Origin of the sequence: Bradyrhizobium sp. PRIMUS42, assembly GCF_023006515.1 — a bacterium.
In the GTDB taxonomy this organism is placed as follows: domain Bacteria; phylum Pseudomonadota; class Alphaproteobacteria; order Rhizobiales; family Xanthobacteraceae; genus Bradyrhizobium.
In genome coordinates this window covers 1-19,452 of the sequence record NZ_JALBGZ010000001.1, presented here as the reverse complement: position 1 = coordinate 19,452, position 19,452 = coordinate 1, and the positions used below count along the sequence as shown (strand labels likewise).

The 19,452-nt window shown below is 60.2% G+C and carries 17 protein-coding genes and 2 pseudogenes; 16 read left to right on the top strand and 3 right to left on the bottom strand.

Annotation, left to right across the window (positions count from 1 at the left end):
- Positions 1-17: 17 nt before the first annotated feature.
- The gene (locus tag MOV75_RS00090; protein ID WP_247004483.1) at positions 18-992 is read left to right on the top strand and encodes an ABC transporter permease; all 975 of its coding nucleotides are present in this window, start codon (positions 18-20) and stop codon (positions 990-992) included.
- A 37-nt stretch (positions 993-1,029) separates the two neighbouring features.
- The gene (locus MOV75_RS00085) at positions 1,030-1,881 is read left to right on the top strand and encodes an NAD(P)-dependent oxidoreductase (RefSeq protein WP_247004311.1); all 852 of its coding nucleotides are present in this window, start codon (positions 1,030-1,032) and stop codon (positions 1,879-1,881) included.
- Between the two features lie 84 nt (positions 1,882-1,965).
- On the opposite strand, the gene gcvA is transcribed toward MOV75_RS00085, so the two are convergent.
- Entirely contained in the window at positions 1,966-2,859 is an 894-nt protein-coding gene (gene gcvA / locus MOV75_RS00080) for a transcriptional regulator GcvA (protein ID WP_247004309.1), read from the bottom strand.
- Between the two features lie 224 nt (positions 2,860-3,083).
- Here gcvA and MOV75_RS00075 point away from each other — a divergent pair, with 224 nt between their 5' ends.
- The 10 genes from MOV75_RS00075 (at position 3,084) to MOV75_RS00030 (ending at position 16,042) form a co-directional block, all read left to right on the top strand.
- On the top strand, positions 3,084-3,923 hold the full coding sequence (locus tag MOV75_RS00075) for a transketolase (protein ID WP_247004307.1): 840 nt from the start codon (positions 3,084-3,086) through the stop codon (positions 3,921-3,923).
- Entirely contained in the window at positions 3,920-4,936 is a 1,017-nt protein-coding gene (locus MOV75_RS00070; protein ID WP_247004305.1) for a transketolase family protein, read from the top strand. The genes MOV75_RS00075 and MOV75_RS00070 overlap by 4 nt, the downstream gene beginning before the upstream one ends.
- 11 nt (positions 4,937-4,947) lie before the next feature.
- Positions 4,948-5,871, top strand: a complete 924-nt coding sequence (locus MOV75_RS00065; protein ID WP_247004303.1) for an NAD(P)-dependent oxidoreductase — start codon at positions 4,948-4,950, stop codon at positions 5,869-5,871.
- The gene (locus tag MOV75_RS00060) at positions 5,868-6,722 is read left to right on the top strand and encodes an alpha/beta fold hydrolase (RefSeq protein WP_247004301.1); all 855 of its coding nucleotides are present in this window, start codon (positions 5,868-5,870) and stop codon (positions 6,720-6,722) included. The genes MOV75_RS00065 and MOV75_RS00060 overlap by 4 nt, the downstream gene beginning before the upstream one ends.
- Before the next feature lie 65 nt (positions 6,723-6,787).
- A complete protein-coding gene (locus MOV75_RS00055) occupies positions 6,788-7,801 on the top strand; it encodes a TRAP transporter substrate-binding protein (RefSeq protein ID WP_247004299.1) in 1,014 nt (337 codons plus the stop codon).
- Positions 7,802-7,811: 10 nt separating this feature from the next.
- Positions 7,812-9,680, top strand: coding sequence for a TRAP transporter large permease subunit (locus tag MOV75_RS00050; protein WP_247004297.1), 1,869 nt, complete (start codon positions 7,812-7,814; stop codon positions 9,678-9,680).
- 57 nt (positions 9,681-9,737) lie between these two features.
- On the top strand, positions 9,738-11,759 hold the full coding sequence (gene tkt / locus MOV75_RS00045; protein WP_247004295.1) for a transketolase: 2,022 nt from the start codon (positions 9,738-9,740) through the stop codon (positions 11,757-11,759).
- A gap of 126 nt (positions 11,760-11,885) precedes the next feature.
- Entirely contained in the window at positions 11,886-12,605 is a 720-nt protein-coding gene (locus MOV75_RS00040) for a haloacid dehalogenase type II (protein WP_247004294.1), read from the top strand.
- A gap of 50 nt (positions 12,606-12,655) precedes the next feature.
- Positions 12,656-14,137 carry an aldehyde dehydrogenase gene (locus MOV75_RS00035; protein WP_247004292.1) on the top strand — a complete coding sequence of 494 codons (1,482 nt, stop codon included), beginning with the start codon at positions 12,656-12,658 and terminating at the stop codon, positions 14,135-14,137.
- A gap of 570 nt (positions 14,138-14,707) precedes the next feature.
- On the top strand, positions 14,708-16,042 hold the full coding sequence (locus MOV75_RS00030; RefSeq protein ID WP_247004290.1) for an MFS transporter: 1,335 nt from the start codon (positions 14,708-14,710) through the stop codon (positions 16,040-16,042).
- A gap of 54 nt (positions 16,043-16,096) precedes the next feature.
- On the opposite strand, the gene MOV75_RS00025 is transcribed toward MOV75_RS00030, so the two are convergent.
- On the bottom strand, positions 16,097-16,552 hold the full coding sequence (locus MOV75_RS00025; RefSeq protein ID WP_247004287.1) for a GntR family transcriptional regulator: 456 nt from the start codon (positions 16,550-16,552) through the stop codon (positions 16,097-16,099).
- A 3-nt stretch (positions 16,553-16,555) separates the two neighbouring features.
- Positions 16,556-16,840 (bottom strand): annotated as a pseudogene (locus tag MOV75_RS42900) (GntR family transcriptional regulator); the annotation flags it as partial.
- A gap of 240 nt (positions 16,841-17,080) precedes the next feature.
- Here MOV75_RS42900 and MOV75_RS00020 point away from each other — a divergent pair.
- From MOV75_RS00020 to MOV75_RS00005, 4 genes and pseudogenes are all read left to right on the top strand, one after another.
- Positions 17,081-17,362, top strand: a complete 282-nt coding sequence (locus MOV75_RS00020) for a hypothetical protein (protein ID WP_247004285.1) — start codon at positions 17,081-17,083, stop codon at positions 17,360-17,362.
- Complete coding sequence (locus MOV75_RS00015) at positions 17,359-18,474, top strand: isocitrate/isopropylmalate dehydrogenase family protein (protein WP_247004283.1); 1,116 nt, start codon at positions 17,359-17,361, stop codon at positions 18,472-18,474. Before MOV75_RS00020 ends, MOV75_RS00015 begins: the two co-directional genes overlap by 4 nt.
- Positions 18,471-18,809 carry a putative quinol monooxygenase gene (locus MOV75_RS00010; RefSeq protein WP_247004281.1) on the top strand — a complete coding sequence of 113 codons (339 nt, stop codon included), beginning with the start codon at positions 18,471-18,473 and terminating at the stop codon, positions 18,807-18,809. The genes MOV75_RS00015 and MOV75_RS00010 overlap by 4 nt, the downstream gene beginning before the upstream one ends.
- Before the next feature lie 272 nt (positions 18,810-19,081).
- Positions 19,082-19,452 (top strand): annotated as a pseudogene (locus MOV75_RS00005) (glycerate dehydrogenase); the annotation flags it as partial.

Below are 19,452 nucleotides of genomic sequence, written 5' to 3'. Positions count from 1 at the left end.
AGAACGGTACGCCGGTGATGACGACAGCGTCCAGGGATCCCGCTCGGAAAAGGTGGAGTTTTTCGTTCCTTGCGAACTGGAGGCAGTATGTCGTCTACATCGGCTTCGCTCTAATTTTTGCAGTGTTTGCAGTCGTCTTGAGCGATCGCGGATTTCTGTCAGCGAACAATCTGCTGAACATCACGCGACAGACGGCAATCATCTCCATCATGGCGATGGCGATGACGTTCGTGTTGTGCGCCGGCGAGATCGATCTGTCGGTGGGCGCAATCGCCGGCTTGGCATCCGTCATCTCCAGTATGGCACTCAGTCGCTACGGGTTGATCCCGGGCGTCCTGGCTGGGCTCGCCACAGGCTTGGTCGTGGGCGCGGTAAACGGCGGACTCACCGCTTGGATCGGTATTCCTTCCTTCCTCGTAACCCTCGGAATGATGGGATTCGCGCGTGGGCTGGGTATGTGGACGAGCGGAACCTCGCCGGTGCCGGTCATAGACGATACGTTCATCGTTATCTTCGGTTCGGGCAACATCGGTCCCGTGCCCGTATTGGTGTTTTGGGTAGCTATACTTGGGACGATCGCTCACATCACGTTGCGCAAGACTCCTTTCGGTAGAAAAGTCCTGGCTACTGGCGGCGGCGAAACCGCGGCCCGCTACAGCGGCGTCAAGACGCGTACGGTGAAATTCCAGGCGCTTCTGATTACCGCAACCGCGGCATCGATCGCCGGAATGCTCTATGCGGGGCGACTCCAATCGGGGCGTTTTCAACTCGGGGAGGGAGACGAGCTTTCCGTCATTGCCGCTGTCGTTCTGGGCGGTACAAGCCTGTTCGGCGGAGCCGGCACCGTCGTGGGATCGATCGTCGGGGCCCTGCTGATTGGCGTGATCAACAATGGCCTGATTCTGTTGGGACTCGATTTCAGCCAGCAACTTATGGCGAGGGGCGTGCTGATCGTCTTGGCCGTGGCGCTGGGTCGCAACCAGCGCTCTTGATCGGGCGAGAGCTTACTAATCGAGAAGGGAAGTGCAGATGACCTTAGTGATCGTGACCGGCGGCAGCGGAAAATTGGGCAGGGCCTGCGTCCGTGATCTACTGGATCGCGGTTATAGCGTGGTCAACGCCGACGTCTCGCCTCCTGAGCAGCGCATCTGCCCCTTCGTCGAGGTCGACCTCACGAGCCTGGACCGCACGGTCGAACTGCTCTCGGGCATGGATTGGAATCACAATCGTCGCGTCGACGCGATTGTACATCTCGCGGCTATTCCGATGCCGGGCGTGAAGCCCAGCGGCGAGGTTTTCAGAATAAATACATTGACCACGTACAACGTTTTTGAAGCCGCGCGGCGTCTTCAGATCCGGAACGTCGTCTGGGCCTCAAGCGAGACCCTGCTCGGTCTCCCTTATGAGAATCCGCCTCCTTACCTTCCGGTAGACGAGGACTATCCTGCGCGACCGGAAACCGCGTATTCGCTGTCCAAGGCGGTCGGCGAGGAATTGGCGCGCCAATTCTGCAGGTGGGACTGCGAAACGAAGATCATATGCCTCAGGTTCTCGAACGTAATGGATCCATCGGAATACGCCGACTTCGCCTCGTTCGATCCGGAAGTCCGGAAATTCAATCTATTTGGCTACATCGACGCGCGCGATGGGGCGCAGGCCGTTCGGTTGTCGCTCGAGTCCGACTTGAAGGGAGCGCAGGTCTTCGTGATAGCGAATCAGGATACAGTCTTTCCGACGCCGAGCGCCGAACTCGCTGCGAAGTATTTTGCCGGAGTGCCGTTCAAGAGAGCAGTCAGCGGAAACGAAACGCTCCTCTCGATCGATAAGGCGCGTCGGATGCTTGGGTATGCCCCGTCCCATAGCTGGCGAGAATCTAAATGAACGAGGTCTTCCCGAATAGACAGCGGCTGGGACGAGGGTCGAAACATGCGTATCTGCAGGAGTTACGCGAAGCTTCCAAGCGGATCAGGTGTCAGTTTCCTTGAGAGCACGTACCAGCCACGACCTGAATGTCGCGATCTTCGGAACGTTCGCGCGGGATCGCCGGTAGACGAGACTATGACACTTTATCCGCCTGCCGGCTGGGCCGAACGGCATGACAAGGCGGCCGTCCTCCAGCTCGCGCTGCACCAGAAGACGGCTTTCCAAACAGACACCGAGGCCATCCACTGCGGTGCTGATCGCCATGAACGAGCGGTCGAAGCGGGGGCCTCGTTCGAGATCTAATTCTACGTCTTTGTCTTCGGCCCAGTGTCGCCACCTATAGAGATTGACCTCCGAGTGGATGAGGACGTGCTTCTTTAGGTCAGCAGGTGTTCGAATACGCGAGGCACCCTTCATCAATTTGGGCGAGCATAAGACGACGATCGTTTCGAGTGGGAAGGGATCGACCCCGAGATACGCGGCAGGGACGAACGTCCCATAGCGAATGTCGATGTCGACCGCATCGCCTCCAAGATCGGCTGCATCGCCTGACGCGTTGAGCCTAAGATCGATTGCGGGATTGAGAGCGCCGAACCTGGACAATCGTGGCATGAGCCATTGGCTCGCAAAGCTCGGAACGGAGTGTATCGTGAGGATATCACTTTTACCCCGTCGCGTGATCGTATGGGTTGCCGCCTCTATTCGTCCGAGCGCCTCGGAGATCTCATCGGCATATTTGCTGCCGATGTCCGTTAGCATGACGGCCCGATTGATGCGGTGGAATAGCTGCACGCCGAGCGCGTCTTCCAATGATCTTATCTGATGGCTCACCGCCGAGGGTGTCAGGCTCAACTCGTCCGCAGCACGAAGAAAGGATCCGAGACGTGCCGCGGCCTCGAAAATTTGGATGGCGCGAAGTTGCGGAAGCTCGGACAAGTCAAATGAGTCCTATTCATCTAACCCATTGTTTAATTCTTTTGTTGCGATTGGGCAAGGGGGCTACGGTCTCGAACGAAATAGCGGACGGATAACCCGCAGAAATCGGAGAAACGCCCAACCTGCTCGCAGCCGAGCGGATATCCGATCATGCGTAACGGGTTCGCGATGCGAAAGGACCTTTAGGCCTTCGCTGTTTCACAACGCAACACGGGCGCAGCGACATGGCAGACCAGGGTCACAACATTTCATTGAGCGAACGAGCCCGTCGCATCAGGTGCAACGCGCTGCGCATGGGCGAAGTACAAGGACAGGGTTACATTGCGCAAGCGCTCGACATCGCCGATGTCCTGGCGACGGCCTACTTCCACGCTATGCGCTACAAACCTGAAGATCCGGAATGGGACGGCCGCGATCGCTTCCTGCTCTCGAACGGCCACTATGCCATCGCGCTGTATGCGGCCCTGATCGAGGCCGGGATCGTCCCGGAGAGCGAACTCGAGACGTATGGGTTCGACGATAGCCGGCTGCCCATGTCCGGAATGGCGAGCTACACGCCGGGAATGGAGATGTCCGGGGGTTCGCTAGGGCTCGGTCTGACCATCGCGGTCGGCAAGTGCCTGGGTCTCAAGAGGCGAGGATCCGACAGCCGCGTTTACACGCTCTTCTCCGACGGTGAGCTCGACGAGGGCTCGAAGTGGGAAGCGATGATGTCGGCCGCCCACTACAAGCTCGACAATCTTATCGCCATCGTGGACGTCAACAATCAGCAGGCCGATGGACCGTCCAAGCAGATGATGGGCTTCGAGCCGCTCGCTGACAAGGTGCGGGCATTCGGTTGGTTCGTGCAACGCGTCGACGGTAACGATCTCGACGCAGTCGTCGCGGCTTTCGATGCAGCGAAGACGCACGAAGGACCCCGGCCTCGAATGATCATCGCTGACACTCTGATGGGCAAAGGAGTCCCGTTTCTCGAGGCCCGCGAACGAAACCATTTCATGCGCGTCGATGCGAACGAATGGAAATTGGCCCTAGAGGCGCTCGGCGAAGGGAGGTCGGCATGAAGCTGGAAAAGACCAGCGGCGTGGCGGCACCGACTAAGCCGCGCCTCACCACCTCGGCGATGATCGCGTCGATCGCGGCCGAGGGTCAGGCGACGAAGCCCGCTCCTTTCGGCCACGCGCTCATCGAGGTCGCCCGCCGACGTCCGGAGATCATCGGAATGACGGCAGATCTCGGCAAATATACCGATCTTCACGTCTTCGCCAAGGAGTTTCCCGATCGCTACTACCAGATGGGCATGGCCGAACAGCTTCTTTTCGGCAGCGCATCGGGTCTCGCGTCAGAGGGTTTCATTCCGTTCGTCACGACGTACGCAGTCTTCGCGTCGCGTCGTGCCTACGACTTCATCCATCAGACGATCGCGGAGGAGAACCGCAACGTCAAGATCGCCTGCGCGTTGCCCGGCCTGACGTCGGGCTACGGGCCGAGCCACCAGGCGACCGAAGATCTCGCACTGCTGCGGGCGATGCCCAATATGATGGTCATCGATCCCTGCGACGCCTTGGAGATCGAGCAGGTCGTGCCGGCGATCGCCGAGCACAAGGGCCCGGTCTACATGCGCCTCCTGCGCGGACAAGTGCCGCTCGTGCTCGACGAGTACGGGTACCAGTTTGAACTCGGCAAGGCGAAGCAATTGCGCGACGGTGAAGACGTCCTCATCATATCGTCCGGCCTGCTGACGATGCGTGCTCTTGAGGCAGTGAAGCTGCTTGCGGCCGATCGCATCAAAGCGGCGGTACTGCATGTTCCGACCATCAAGCCGCTCGACGTGGAAACCATTATGGCAGCCTGCAGAAAGTCGGGGCGCGCCGTGGTTGTCGCGGAGAACCATTCGGTCATCGGCGGGCTGGGCGAAGCCGTCGCGGCGGTTCTGATGCGCGAGCGCATATATCCAGCTTTCCACCACATCGGACTTCCGGACGAGTTTCTAGCCGCCGGCGCACTTCCGACGCTTCACGATCGCTACGGTATTTCCGCCAGCGCGATCACGAATAGCATCAAGTCATGGCTTTGATTGAGGACGAAATGCAACAGCAGAGCTCACCCACTTCCGCGACGAAGCGGATCGGCTTCATCGGGCTCGGATCGATGGGCTCACAGATGGCGCGTAATCTGTGTGCTCGCGGCTTTCGAGTGAAGGGCTTCGACGTCCGCGCCGACGCACGCGCCGTGCTCGAGGAAAACGGAGGGACCTGGGCCGGGTCCGTGCGGGACGTGGCATCGGATTGCGACTTTCTGCTGCTGATGGTGGTGAACGTTGTGCAGGCCGAACAGATTCTCTTCCAGTCCGGAGCCCTCGACGCATTGCCGGCAACCGCGACCGTCGTCTTGATGGCCACGTGTCCGGCCGCGGAGGTCGAACGGATTGCGACCCAGGTTGCGGCGAAGGGACGACGTTTCGTCGACGCTCCTGTATCGGGCGGCGTCGCGGGTGCGGCATCCGCCGGACTCACGATCATGGCCGCATGCGACGCGGACACGTTCGGCCTCGCGAGGTCCGTGCTGGAAGCGATGGGCGACAAGGTGCATCACGTCGGCGAACGCGCCGGACAAGGCGCGTTGGTCAAGACTATCAACCAGCTCCTGTGCGGAGTGCACCTCGCCGCTGCCGGCGAGGCGGTGGCGCTCGGAGCGAAAGCCGGCATAGATCCGCGCATACTGATAGACATCTTGTCTCAGTCTTCCGCGTCGAGCTGGATGTTGCGGGATCGCGGAGCGCGGATGGTTGCGAGCGAACCAAAGGTCACGAGCGCGATCGACATCTTCGTGAAGGATCTCGGAATCGTGCTGGATGCGGGTCTCCGGCTCAGGGCGCCGACCCCGCTGGCATCGGTCGCCCAGCAAATGTTCTTGGCGGTGTCCGGACAAGGCTCGGGACAGATCGACGACAGCCAGGTCGTCCGCGCCTATCGAGCCATGACCGCCGAGTCGGGAGGTAGCGAACCATGAGCGCTTCTAAGGGACAATTTGCCGATCTGAAGGAAGTCACTCTTCATTATTTGACGGCAGGTCAGGGCGAAGCGGTAGTGCTTCTGCACGGAATTCCGCAGACATCGTTCGAGTGGCGCTTCATTCTGCCGAAGCTGGCCGAGAAATATCTCGTCATCGCCCCGGATCTGAGGGGCCTCGGCGACTCAACGCGTCCGGTCTCCGGGTACGACAAGAAGACGATCGCGGAGGATGTATGGCAACTGGTTCATGACCATCTCGGCGTCCGCCGATTTCACCTCGTCGGCCACGACTGGGGCGGGCCTGTCGCGTTCTCTCTCGCTGCCCATCACCCGGAAGCTGTCTCGCGTCTCGCCATTCTGGACGTCACCATACCCGGTGACGGAGCCGAGATGTCCCAGGGGGGCAGACGCTGGCACCATCCGCTCTACCGCACGCCGGATCTCCCCGAAGCGCTTTGCGCAGGCCGGGAGGAACTGATGATGGATTGGTTCTTCGAGAACTACGGTCATAGGACCAACTGCATCTCGGACGAAGACAAGCAGGAATACTACCGTACCTACAAGAAGCTGGGCGCCTTTCGGGCGATGTTCGGTTACTACCGCGCGTTCGCGCAGGATGCGTCCGATAATCGGGAGTTACTGGAACGCAACGGCAAACTCACAATGCCGGTCCTCGCTCTCGGGGGAGACAAGGCGTTTGGGCGCGGACTGGAGACGCTCGAATCCCTCAAGCGCGTTGCCGCGAACGTACGAGGCGGCATCATCCCCGATTGCGGCCATTGGGTTGCGGAGGAGCAGCCGGAATTCGTATCGCAGGCGTTGCTGAAGTTCTTTTCCGAGAAGCATTGAGTATTTCGCCGCGGTGCAGCTCGCGGCTCAATCAAACAACAAGGCTGCTACCGAAGGAGGAGACCATGAGGAAGCTTTCGCGCCGCGGAGTTCTGTTGGGGGGCACGGGCCTCGCGTTGGGGCTGGCAAGTCCATCCGTCCTGAGGGCCGAGCCTCAGTTCAAGATGAAGTTCGCCAATATCATGCCGGCGGACCACCCGCTCAATGCCCGAATGAGAGAGGCGAGTGAGAAGATACTCAAAGGAACCGATGGGCGGGTCGACATTCAAGTCTTTCCGAACAGTCAGCTTGGCACCGACGCGGACATGCTGAGCCAGTTAAGGTCCGGCGCCCTCGAGTTCTTCGCCTCGTCGGGTCTCATCGTCGCCACCTTGGTTCCGGTAGCCGCCATAACAGGCATAGGCTTCGCATTCTCCGACTACACGCAGGTCTGGAACGCCGTGGACGGATCTCTCGGCAAACACATCGTCGCGAGCTTCGCCAAGGCCAACATCGTCGCGTTTGACAAGATGTGGGACAACGGCTTCAGGCAGACGACTTCTGCGCGAAGCGTGATCAAGACCCCGGACGACCTCAAAGGGTTCAAGATTCGCGTCCCCCCGAGTCCGCTTTGGACGTCCCTGTTCAAGTCGTTGGGCGCATCCCCCACCTCCATCCCTTGGGGCGAAACGTATTCCGCATTGCAGACAAAGGTCGCGGACGGGTTGGAGAACCCGCTCGCCGGCATCTACTTCGCGAAGATGTACGAAGTCCAGAAATACCTGTCCGAAACAAACCACATGTGGGATGGCTTCTGGTTCTTGGCCAACAGGCGAGCGTTCGAGGGACTCTCAGCGACGGACCGCGATCTGGTCATCGCTACGGTCAACGATGCGGCCGTCAAGCAGCGAGCGGATGTCGCCGCCCTGAACAGCTCGTTGCAGGGCGAACTGACAGCGAAAGGCCTCGAGTTCGTGAAGGTCGACTCCTCCGCCTTCCGGGCCAAGCTGCAACAGTCCGGATTCTATGGAGAATGGAAGAGCAAGTACGGCGAGGAGGCCTGGTCTCTGTTGGAGGCCACAAGCGGCAAGCTGAGCTGAGGAGCGCACCATGTCGACAGCCGGCGAGCATGCGGTGATGGACGTTGGAGTTCAATCGGCGCCAGTGTCGCGCCTGGTCGCGCCTCTGGTGAGCATCACCGAATTTTTCGCCGGCCTCGTCGTGGCCGTCGAAGTCGGCGTGCTCTCGGTAGGCGTGGTCGCGAGGTATGTTTTTCACAATCCGATCGTATGGACGGACGAACTGGCCCAGATCCTGTTCGTATGGCTCTCCATGCTGGGGACGGCGATCGCCCTGCACCGAGGCCAGCATATGCGCATGGCCGCGCTGGTCGATCGCTTTCCGGCAATTGTCCGCGCCAATTGCGAGCTTCTGGCATTGCTTGTCTGCGTAGCGCTGATGTTGCTCGTCTTCATTCCCTCGTTCGAATACGCGCACGAAGAATCGTTTGTCATCACTCCGGCGCTGGAAATTTCGGGCTCGGTCAGGGCCGCCGCGCTTCCTGTCGGCTTTGCCTTGATGATCATCTTCGCTCTGGCTCGGCTCAGTTCGACAGCCAGCTTTCGACGCGTCGCGACCGCGGCCTGTCTCATCGCCGTATTGGTGGCCGGTGCCTGGTATCTGCGCGGCGTTTTCCACGCACTCGGAAATCTCAACCTCCTCATATTTTTCGTCGGACTCGTTGGCGTAGCGGTCTTCCTCGGTGTGCCGATTGCGTTCGCCTTCGCGATTTCTGCTCTTGGCTACATCGGCCTATCGACCAATGCACCATTGCTAACTATCGCCGGTCGGCTCGACGAAGGCATGTCGCATCTGATCCTGCTTGCCGTGCCTTTGTTCGTGTTCCTCGGAATGTTGATGGAGCTGACCGGGATGGCGAAGGCCATGGTCGACTTCCTCGCCGCGCTGCTGGGGCACGTCAGGGGCGGATTGAGCTACGTGCTGATCGGCGCGATGTATCTTGTGTCCGGGATCTCCGGATCCAAGACCGCCGACATGGCGGCGGTGGCGCCCTCGCTGTTTCCGGAGATGAGGAAGCGCGGGCAGCGCGGCGGTGAACTCGTGGCGCTGCTGGCCGCGACGGGAGCCCAAACCGAAACGATCCCTCCCAGCCTCGTGCTGATCACGATCGGATCGGTGACGACCGTGTCGATCGCAGCACTCTTCACCGGCGGTCTCGTCCCGGCCGTCGCAGTGGGGGCATGCCTTGCCGTCGTAGTCTGGTGGCGAAACCGCAAGGCGGACCTCTCCGACGTGACAAGACCGAGCCGCAAAGAGGCCCTCAAGTCCTTCCTATTCGCGATGCCGGCCCTTGCCTTACCCTTCATCATAAGGATGGCAGTCGTCGAGGGCGTCGCCACCGCCACGGAGGTCTCCACCATTGGTATCGCCTACTCGATTCTCGTCGGCCTTTTGATCTACCGACGTTGCGACTGGTCGAAATTCCCCAAGATGCTCGTCGACACGGCCGCCTTGTCGGGTGCGATCCTCTTCATCATAGGAGCCGCGACGACGGTCGCCTGGTGCCTCACCCAGTCCGGCTTCTCGCGCGATCTGGCCAAGATGATGTCGTCGCTTCCGGGGGGCGCACCGACCTTCATGGCGTTATCCATCGTCATGTTCGTGATCCTCGGAAGCGTGCTGGAAGGAATCCCCGCGCTCGTGCTGTTCGCGCCTCTGATGTTTCCGATCGCAAAGAGCGTCGGCATCCATGAGGTGCATTACGCCATGGTGGTCATTCTGGCGATGGGAATCGGGCTGTTCTTGCCGCCCTTCGGGGTCGGCTACTATGCCGCGTGCGCGATAGGCCGCGTGGATCCGGCAGAAGGCATCCGCCCCCTCTTGGGCTACGTGGCCGCACTTCTGATCGGCCTCGTGATCGTGGCCTGCATTCCCTGGCTTTCCACCGGTTTCCTCTAAGCCGCGCGTCCCTGCAATCGCAGACGAGCGACCCCACCCGATGAAGCGAGTAAACTCATGAACGTCGTCGCCCGAACACAGGTGCTTGCCGATTCAACCCTCAACAAGAAGATGGCGGACGCCATCAGGTTGCTGTCGCTGGACGCGATCGAACGCGCCGGCGACGGTCATCCAGGGGCTCCGCTCGGTTGCGCGGAGATCGCCACGGTTCTATTCACGCGCCACCTAAAGCTCAATCCGGCCGACCCGAACTGGTTCGATCGCGACCGGTTCGTCCTCTCGAATGGCCACGGTTCGATGCTGCTGTACTCCCTGCTGTACCTCAGCGGCTACCAAGCAGTCACGATCGAACAGATCAAGTCGTTCCGAAAACTCGGCTCGATCTGCCACGGCCATCCGGAATATGCGACGGAGTACGGCATCGAGGTAACCACCGGGCCTCTCGGCCAGGGGTTCGCGAACGGTGTGGGAATGGCCGTCGCGGAAGAGCATCTGCGCAACGTGCTCGGACCAGGCGTGGTCGACCACTTCACGTACGTCCTCGCCGGGGATGGATGCCTGATGGAGGGGGTCGCTCAGGAAGCCCTTTCGCTCGCCGGGCATCTGAAACTGGGCAAGCTGATCGTACTATGGGATGACAATTCGATCACGGACGACGGTAGCACTTCGATTTCGATCAGCGAGGATATCCGGACGCGCTTTAGAGCTGCGGGGTGGCAGGTTCTGGATGCGGACGGACACGATACGGAGGCGATCGACGGTGCGATTGCCCATGCCAAATCCGATTCCAGGCCCAGCCTGATCGCGTGCGCCACGACCATCGGCCGGGGATTCGTTCGCCTCGAAGGGCAGAGGGGCGCCCACGGTAGTCGCGTCTTCAAAGAGGATACCGAGGCCGCGCGCGAACGCCTCGGCTGGACCTTCCCGCCTTTTGTCGTTCCGGATGACGTCTTGGCAGGTTGGCGGGGGATGGTCGACGCGCGCAATGGCGAGGAGTATCGCGCCTGGCAGGCGCGGCTCGCCGAGCTGCCGGCCGACAAACGAGCCCTTGTGGAACGCCTAGCCCGGCGGGAGCTGCCGACGGGCTGGGAGGAATCCTTGGGGCGCTACAAGCGATCGGCGATCGATCTGCCCGCCCAACCGTCTATCCAATCCTCCGGAGAGGCGGTCGCGAGCGTATTTGCCGCGATTCCCGAGTTGATGAGCGGAGCTCCAGATCTCGAAGGACCGACGGGGCACAAGCGCGAACTGCGCGCCTTCACAGCCAGCGACAGGGGAGGGCGCTTCGTCCACTACGGGATACGCGAGCACGCAATGGGATCGATGATGAACGGCATGGCCGCTCACGGCGGTATCATCCCAATCGGCGCGACCTATCTGGCCTTCTCAGATTACTTGCGTCCCGCGATCAGGATGGCGGCGCTCATGGGTGTACCCACCGTGTTTGTCTTCAGTCACGATTCGATCGGCATAGGGCAGAACGGGCCCACTCATCAGCCCGTCGAGATCGTGGCATCGCTTAGGGCGATCCCGAACATGCTGGTCATGCGGCCGGCCGATGCAGTGGAGGTTGCAGAATGTTGGGAGATGGCGCTGGCTAGGCGCGATGGTCCCTCATCCCTGATCCTTTCCCGCCAGCCGCTCCCGCCCGTCCGTAACGTACATACCGACGAAAATCTCTGCGCGCGTGGAGCCTACGTGCTCGCTGAGGCGGTCGATGGTCCCAGAAAGGTCAGCCTGATCGCGACCGGTTCCGAAGTTTCGATCGCGCTGGAAGCAAAAAGGCTTTTGGAAAAAGAAGGGATATCGACGGCGGTGGTCTCGATGCCGAGCTGGGAGGCGTTCGAGCGTCAGGACGAAAGATATCGTCGCAGCACTCTTGGAGGCGAGGACGCGCTTAAAGTCGGAATCGAGGCTGCCGTGCGTCAAGGCTGGGAGCGTTACCTCGGAGAGAACGGCATCTTCGTCGGGATGACCGGCTTCGGGGCTTCCGGGCCAGGAGAGGAACTGTTCCGCCACTTTGGCATCACGGCCGAGAACGTCGTCGGCGAAGTGAAGCGTCGCCTTAGAATTCGTTGAGAAAGGAACCACGTGCCGGATCGAGCCTTCCGGTCTTGACGCGCTGCGTGCTCAGGCTCATAATGCATGCATTAACGCATTCGTCGCGTTCTTCGCGCATTCGGGCTTAGGCAGGCAAAAAAGAAGATGAAGGGCTCGATCCAAGACGTCAAAGTCGTCGTATTCGATACGTTCGGAACGGTTGTCGATTGGCGTGGCAGCATCATCCGCGATCTATCCGCCTGGGGGCGCGAAGAAGGGATTCACGCCGACTGGACCGCGCTGGCGGACCGTTGGCGGCACGAATACGAGCCAGAAAAGAACCGAGTGAGAAACGGCGAGATCGGTTGGACTAACCTCGACGAGCTTCACGCGCACGCCCTCGAAAAGGTGGCAGCGGAGGTCGGGATCAAGACTCTAACTCAGTCTCAGATGCAGCACGTCAACTCCGTCTGGCATAGGCTCGACGGATGGCCTGATGCTGCCGAGGGCCTCACGCGCCTCAAGCGGAAGTACGTGATCGGCCCACTCTCGAACGGAAACGTCGCTCTGCTCGTCAATATGGCGAAGCACGCTGGCTTACCCTGGGACAATGTATTTTCGTGCGAGCTCTTTCGTCACTTCAAGCCGCATCCGGAGACCTATCTCGGAGTGTGCCGTCTGATGTACCTCAAGCCTGCGGAGGTGATGATGTGCGCCGCCCACAACTACGATCTTGCAGCCGCTCGTGCCCTCGGGCTGAAGACCGCATTCATCCCGCGACCGACCGAATACGGACACGGACAGAAGACGGACTTGGTTCCCGCAGAAGACTGGGAAATCGTCGCAAAGGACATCATTGATCTCGCACAGCAATTGGGAGCTTGATCCAGCGACGGTCACAGCCGCGGAAATTGGAAAGCCAAACGGTGACAAGAATGCAATCCTACAAGATGTTTATCGGCGGCCGGTGGGTCGATGCAGCTGGTGGCGAGCGGTTCGAAAGTCAGAACCCCTTCACAGGGAAGTCCTGGGCAACGATTCCTCGGGGCAGACAGGTCGACGTCGATCAAGCCGTCGCCGCAGCCAAGTCCGCGTTTGCGATCGGGCCGTGGCCGAAACTGACGCCGAGCGAGCGGGGTCACCTTTTGCGCCGACTGGGCGACCTCATCGCTGCGAACGCGGACATGCTCGCGCGCGTTGAGGTCACGGACAACGGCAAGCTCATCAACGAGATGGCTTTCCAGCTGCGCTACATTCCGCAGTGGTACTACTATTTCGGCGGCCTCGCCGACAAGGTCCAAGGCGCCGTCCTCCCTATCGACAAGCCGCAGACGTTCAATTTCACGCGACAGGAGCCTCTGGGCGTCTGCGTGGGCATTACGGCGTGGAATTCGCCTCTGCTCCTTTTGGCGTACAAGCTCGCACCGGCGCTCGCGGCGGGCAACACCTTCGTCGCGAAGCCGTCCGAGTTCACATCAGCCTCGACGCTCGAGTTCGCCAAGCTGGTCGAGAAGGCGGGATTTCCCGCAGGAGTCTTCAACGTCATCACCGGCTTCGGAAGTGAAGTCGGAGATGCTCTGACATCCCATCCGGACGTGGCCAAGATCGCGTTCACGGGGAGCGAGAACACCGGTCGGCATATCGGTCAGGTCGCGGCCCGCACGTTCAAGAAGGTCACGCTCGAGCTCGGCGGAAAATCTCCTCACATCGTCTTCGACGACGCGGAGATCGACAATGCAGTCAAGGGTGTGATCTCCGGTATCTTCGCTGCGACTGGTCAGACGTGCATCGCGGGTTCGCGCCTGCTGGTCCAGCGAAGCATCCACGATCGTTTCGTCGAGCGGATCGTCGAGTTCGCCAAGCGCGCCAAGAAGGGGGATCCGCTGCTGACCAGCACGCAGGTCGGCCCCGTCACCACGCCTCCGCAATACCGCAAGATCCTCGAGTACATCGGCGTGGCCAAAGACGAGGGAGCGATGTGCGTACTCGGCGGCGGTCCCGCAACTGGACCGGACGTCGGAAGCGGCGGGTATTTCGTCGAGCCAACCATCTTCACTGGCGTCCGCAACGAGATGCGGATCGCGCAAGAGGAGGTCTTCGGGCCCGTACTGGCTTGCATCCCGTTCGACGACGAGGAAGAGGCGCTCGCGATCGCGAACGACACGACCTACGGCTTGGCCGCCGGCTTCTGGACGTGCGATATTCGTCGGATCCTGAGAATGTCCGAAAGACTCCAGGCGGGAACGGTTTGGGTCAACACTTATCGGGTGATCAGCTATTTGTCGCCGCTCGGAGGTTACAAGCACTCGGGGATCGGCCGGGAAAACGGTCTCGACGCGATCCAAAACTATCTTCAGACAAAGAGCGTCATGATCAGCACGGCCGACGACGTAGCAGATCCGTTCGTAATGCGTTGACGGTTTTTGTCAGGCAACGCGTGTGCGAGTGACTCCTTGTCTCCCGGCGCTGCGCAAAAGGTGTCGCGGGATCGATGTCTTTTGTCTTCCGCTGGCAGACCGGTCGTCTGCTTTCCTCCCTGGAACTTGGCCGCAGCCTTCGGCGGCGGCCACTTTTCCTAAAGGAGGATCGTCATGCCGCGCAATCCGAGCGGCCGCGCTTTTGCCTCGAAGCAAGTCCCGAGCCCTTTTTGGTGATCACGAGCAACGCAGCGTAAACGTTAGCGACGCCATGGTCGCCATCGCCGAAGCTTCGACGACGCGTAGACGTGTTATGCCGCGCACGCGAGGCTCGCCGTCGACCACCGCCCGGATTGGTCCAGTGTCCCATGCGAGCAGTGCCCGCGAGACGGTAACACGTGCTTCCGTTCCGTTAGGCGAACTCCTGCAAGTCATCTTCCGGTCGCACCTCGTCCCCTTGTCGCAATCAAGCGGATTTGGAAAAGCTCTTGCATCGGCGGCTCCTCCCTGCGATTGTTTGCGTAATGCATACGTTAATAAACTCGATAAAGTGGTTTTTTGGAGGATGCCATGAGCTTTGAAATGCCCGCTCAAGATCCGAAGGACGACCCGCTCTACAAGAAGGTGACGCGATATCTGATGCCGCTGGTGATCACGTGCTACATGGTTTCCTATCTGGATCGGATCAACGTCGCATTTGCCAAGCCGCAAATGATGGGAGACCTCGGACTCAACGAAGCCATATACGGGTTGGGCGCCGGCCTCTTCTTTCTCGGCTATGCGGCATCGGAAGTCCCCAGCAATCTGCTGCTCAACTACTTCGGTCCGCGGCGTTGGCTGGGCCGAATTCTCCTAACCTGGGGTCTGATCTCGATGGGGATGGCCCTCGTATGGTCGGAATACTCCTTTTACATCATGCGCATCGCGCTTGGTATCGGAGAGGCCGGCCTGTTTCCCGGCGTCATCTTCTACATGATGCGCTGGTACCCCACCGAGCGGCGCGCGACCGTGACCTCGCTTTTCTACCTGGCTGCGCCGCTCGCGGGCATCTTCGGCGCGCCGCTTTCCGGATTGATCATCGCAAACATGCACGGCTTCGGTGCGCTCGCCGGCTGGCAATGGATGTTCATCCTGGAGGGCTTCCCAGCTGTCGTTCTGGCGTTCGTCGTCTGGAACAAGCTCAGCGACAACATAGAGGATGCGCCCTGGTTGACGTGCGACGAAAAAGTTCGCCTGCGCGCCAACATCGACTCGGAAAACACCAAGAAGCCTGCGCTGGGAATCGCCGGGGTGTTCATGAATATCGACGTCCTGATGCTGGCCGTCATTCTCTTCGGAATTGTGCTCGCGCAGTCGGGCGTGTTCTTTTATCTGCCGTCGCTCATCAAAGGCGCCGGGGTGACCGACACCGTCCAGCTCGGGATCTACTCCGCCGTCCCGTACGCAGGCGCCGTCCTGGTGATGCTGCTGGTTGGTCGCAGCTCGGACCGCAAGAGGGAGCGAGGCCTGCACTTCGTCGGAAGCTGCCTATTCGGCATCCTGGGCTTCCTGATCAGCATTTGGTTCAAGGACAACCTCGTTATGATCCTCGTGGGACTGAGCATGGCTCTCGGTGGCGTCATGGCCGCGCTACCCGTGTTCTGGAGCCTGCCGACCGCTGCCCTCAAAGGCATCTCCGCAGCCGCTGGAATAGCCTTCATCAACTCCGTCGGTCTGACGGCAGGCTTCTTCGCACCGTTCATTATCGGCTACCTGACCCAGTCCACCAAAACTCTCGATCTGGGTATCTATTGCGTGGCCGCGATCTGGGGCGTTTGCGTGGCTGTGTCGGTCGTATACTTCCTGCGGCAACGTATGCGATCGATATTGGCGACGGCACGGACGAACCTAGGAACCGTGTCTTGAGGCCGCTGCGCGCTCGTCTCACGGACCGCGTAGCAACTTTCGCGCGCCGGCGGCCTAGCCGATCTTGCCCAAGAGGTCGGTCAGAAGGCGTCCCGCTCGCTCCCGGTGTTCCTGATGGATGCGGACTGCGGCTTCCGCATCACCTTTGGCGATGGCTTTGACGAGGGCGGCGTGTTCGCGGTTCGACTGCGTCGGTTTGGGCCTCAGTCGCAAAGTCAGAAGGCGCGCGCGATGGGCCTGCGACCAGAATTGATCGACGGTTTGGACGAGCCGGCCATTGCCGCAACTATTGATCAGTGTCCGATGGAAATCTTCGTCCGCCTGCGCCCAGCGCTCCAGATCGTCCCGCTCCAACGCAGCGTCCATCGCCTTTACGGCTTTGTTGAGCGAAGACAACGCGCCTGCATCGATCCCGCGCTTTGCAACGAGCCCTGCGGCGGTAGACTCCAGGCTGGTAATTACTTCGTAGATCTCGCGCATGTCGTCGGCGGAGACCGGAAGGACGCGCATTCCGTGTCTTGCGCGTATCTCGACCATACCTTCTGCGCGCAATCTGACCATAGCCTCTCTGACGGGCGTACGGCTCATACCCAGCCTAGCCGCGGCCTCGAGTTCGAGAACGAAGCTGCCCGGAGCGATTGCTCCACTCATGATGAGCTCTCGCAGTCGGGAGTAGGCGACGTCGGCTTGGTTAGATCGAGTTCCCCGAGCGGGGCCCTCCGACGAGCGTCCCCGCGACGAAAATTTCCGTTCGATTGCCTTGCGGTCGGGCGAACTTCTTTGAGGCTTGGTGGTCATTGCGGCCCGCTCTGTCCTTAACTTTGCGCGTTCTTCCGGTGCGCCCAACGTGTTCCGAAGCGCCGTGTGCTTCCTGCCAGACTAGGCATGCTCCGCCAAAAAAGAGAAGCGGGTGTCCTACCTTCTCTCAAAAAATGCGTGGACGGGAGCCGTTCTGGTTCGAGCGCTCTGCGTGCCAGACTTCCAGAAATCCAATGGTCGGTCCTTGCGGCAAACATGGCGTAAGGCTAAGATACAATAATGAATGCATTACCGAATGCAAATGCAGGCTTTGCCGACGAAACCGCGCGAGTCCACCTTGCGCAGATCAACGCCACCGGAAGTTTGGTGGGCTTTCTGGTGTCGTCGCTGATCGGCATGATCCTAGGCACACCGGAATTCCCGCTCCCCATTTCGCCGCTGATCGTCTTGGAGGGCGGTCGAGGGCGCCACGACCACAATATCACCCATCAACGTCGGTGTAGCGCTCGCACACCGACGCGATCAATCCAACTTGAAAGCAGATCTGGAGACGCATTTTGACCATCTCATCGAATCAGCTGGACATTGCCGTACTCCCCGGCGACGGCATAGGACGTGAAGTGATGGCGGCCTGTCTGGAATTGCTGGCGGCCGTCGAGTCCAAGGCCACCGGAGGGCCGTCGCTAAAAACCACGATCTGGAACGCGGGCGCCCAATATTACGCGACGAGCGGCGAAGCCCTGCCGAATATGACGCTCGATGCCTGCCGAAAGGCGGATGCCGTTCTGTTCGGGGCAATGGGGTGGCCGGATATCAGACATGACGACGGTACCGAGATCATTCCGCAGTTGGATCTGCGCATGGCGCTGGATCTCTACGCCGGCGTCAGACCCATTCGCTGGTTTCCGGGACTGCCGAACGTTCTGTCAGACCCGCGGGCACGTGATATCGATTTCGTCTTGATCCGGGAGCAGACGGAAGGGCTGTTCTACGCCAGAGGTAAGGGCGAACTCATCGACGATCGCGATGCCTACGACACGATGCACATCAGCCGGGCGGGCACGGCGCGCGTCAGCGATTTCGCCTTCCGTGTTGCCGATCGACGGCGATCGCGCGGGAAGAGAGCTAGAGTCACCTGCGTCGACAAGGCAAACGTGTTTACCTCGATGGCCTTCTTTCGAAAAGTCTTTGACGACGTGGCGGCCAAGCACGGCGGTATCGAAGCGGATCACGCCTATGTCGACGCCATGGCTCTCACAATGGTTAAGAAGCCGTGGATGCTCGATGTCATGGTGACAGAGAATATGTTCGGCGACATTCTTTCGGATCTCGCCGCGGGCCTGGTGGGAGGCATGGGCATGGCTCCTTCCGCCGATGTCGGCGATGCGCATGCTCTGTTCCAGCCGGCTCATGGCACAGCTCCTGACATCGCCGGTCAAGGAAAGGCGAATCCCTGCGCGATGTTCCTATCGGCAGCCATGATGCTCGATTGGCTCGCCGAGAGGCACAACGAACCTCGCCTCGAAACACGAGCTCGGTTGATCGAGAGCGCGGTCGAAATAGCGCTGTCTTCGGGCGCTGTGCCGATGGAACTTGGGGGTACGGCGGGCTGCGACACGGTTACCCGCGAAACGATTGCGGCACTTTCGAGCGCCATGAAAGAGGTAGCATGACAGGAGGGTTCGTAGTCACCGTCAGCTTCTCGATCAAGACCGAATACCGCACGGACTTCCGCAGGGCTGTGTCGAAGAACGCCGCCGATTCTCTCAAGTTCGAACCGGGATGCCGGCTCTTCGAAGTTTGCGAGGCGAACGAAGGTAGTGAAATCTTCCTCTACGAGCTTTACGATCACAAGGCGGCCTTCGACGCGCATCTCGCGACCGAACACTTCCGGAGTTTCGACAGGATAGTTTCCTCATGGGTGATCGATAAGCGCGTGACGACCTACGCGAAGATCGGCTCGGAAGGGCGCGATGTCTCCCTGGACACAGCGGGAAGACCGAATTGAACCGGCTGCTGGGCCGCATCGCGGCCGACTTCACCGGCTTCACGGATCCCGCCGGGCGCTTCGTGAAAAGCTGATTGCGGTTCGCCCAGGCCAGCCGGTTGATTGTAGATCATCTATCGAAGAGGTTTTTTCGTTTTATCTCGCTGGAGCATCAGCTCATAGTGCGTAATTGTCGCTGACATTGCCTGATCTCGCACTGCATCGTTGCATCCCCTGCGGCGACACGTCGTCGCTTTCGGAAGGTCGGTACTGGTCGCTAAAGAGGACGAAACATGATTCCGGACGAATTGGCCAAGATCGTGTTTCTCGATCGCGATACAATGCCGTCTCAAATCAACCTGCGGACATTCGCTTTCCCGCACGAATTGCGGGAGTTTGGTGCCACGAAGCCAGATCAAGTTTGCGATAGAGTGGCCGACGCGCATATCGTCATCACCAACAAGGTGCCGCTGAGTGCGGCGGTTGTCGCCAGGGCCCGTAATCTCAAGCTCGTCGCTGTTGCGGCAACAGGCACGGATATCGTCGATCTTTCGGCCTGCGCCGCAAGAGACATAACGGTGTCGAACATCCGGAACTACGCGACCAATACTGTCCCGGAGCACACCTTTGCACTGGTCTTGGCGTTACGCCGAAGCCTGCTCGA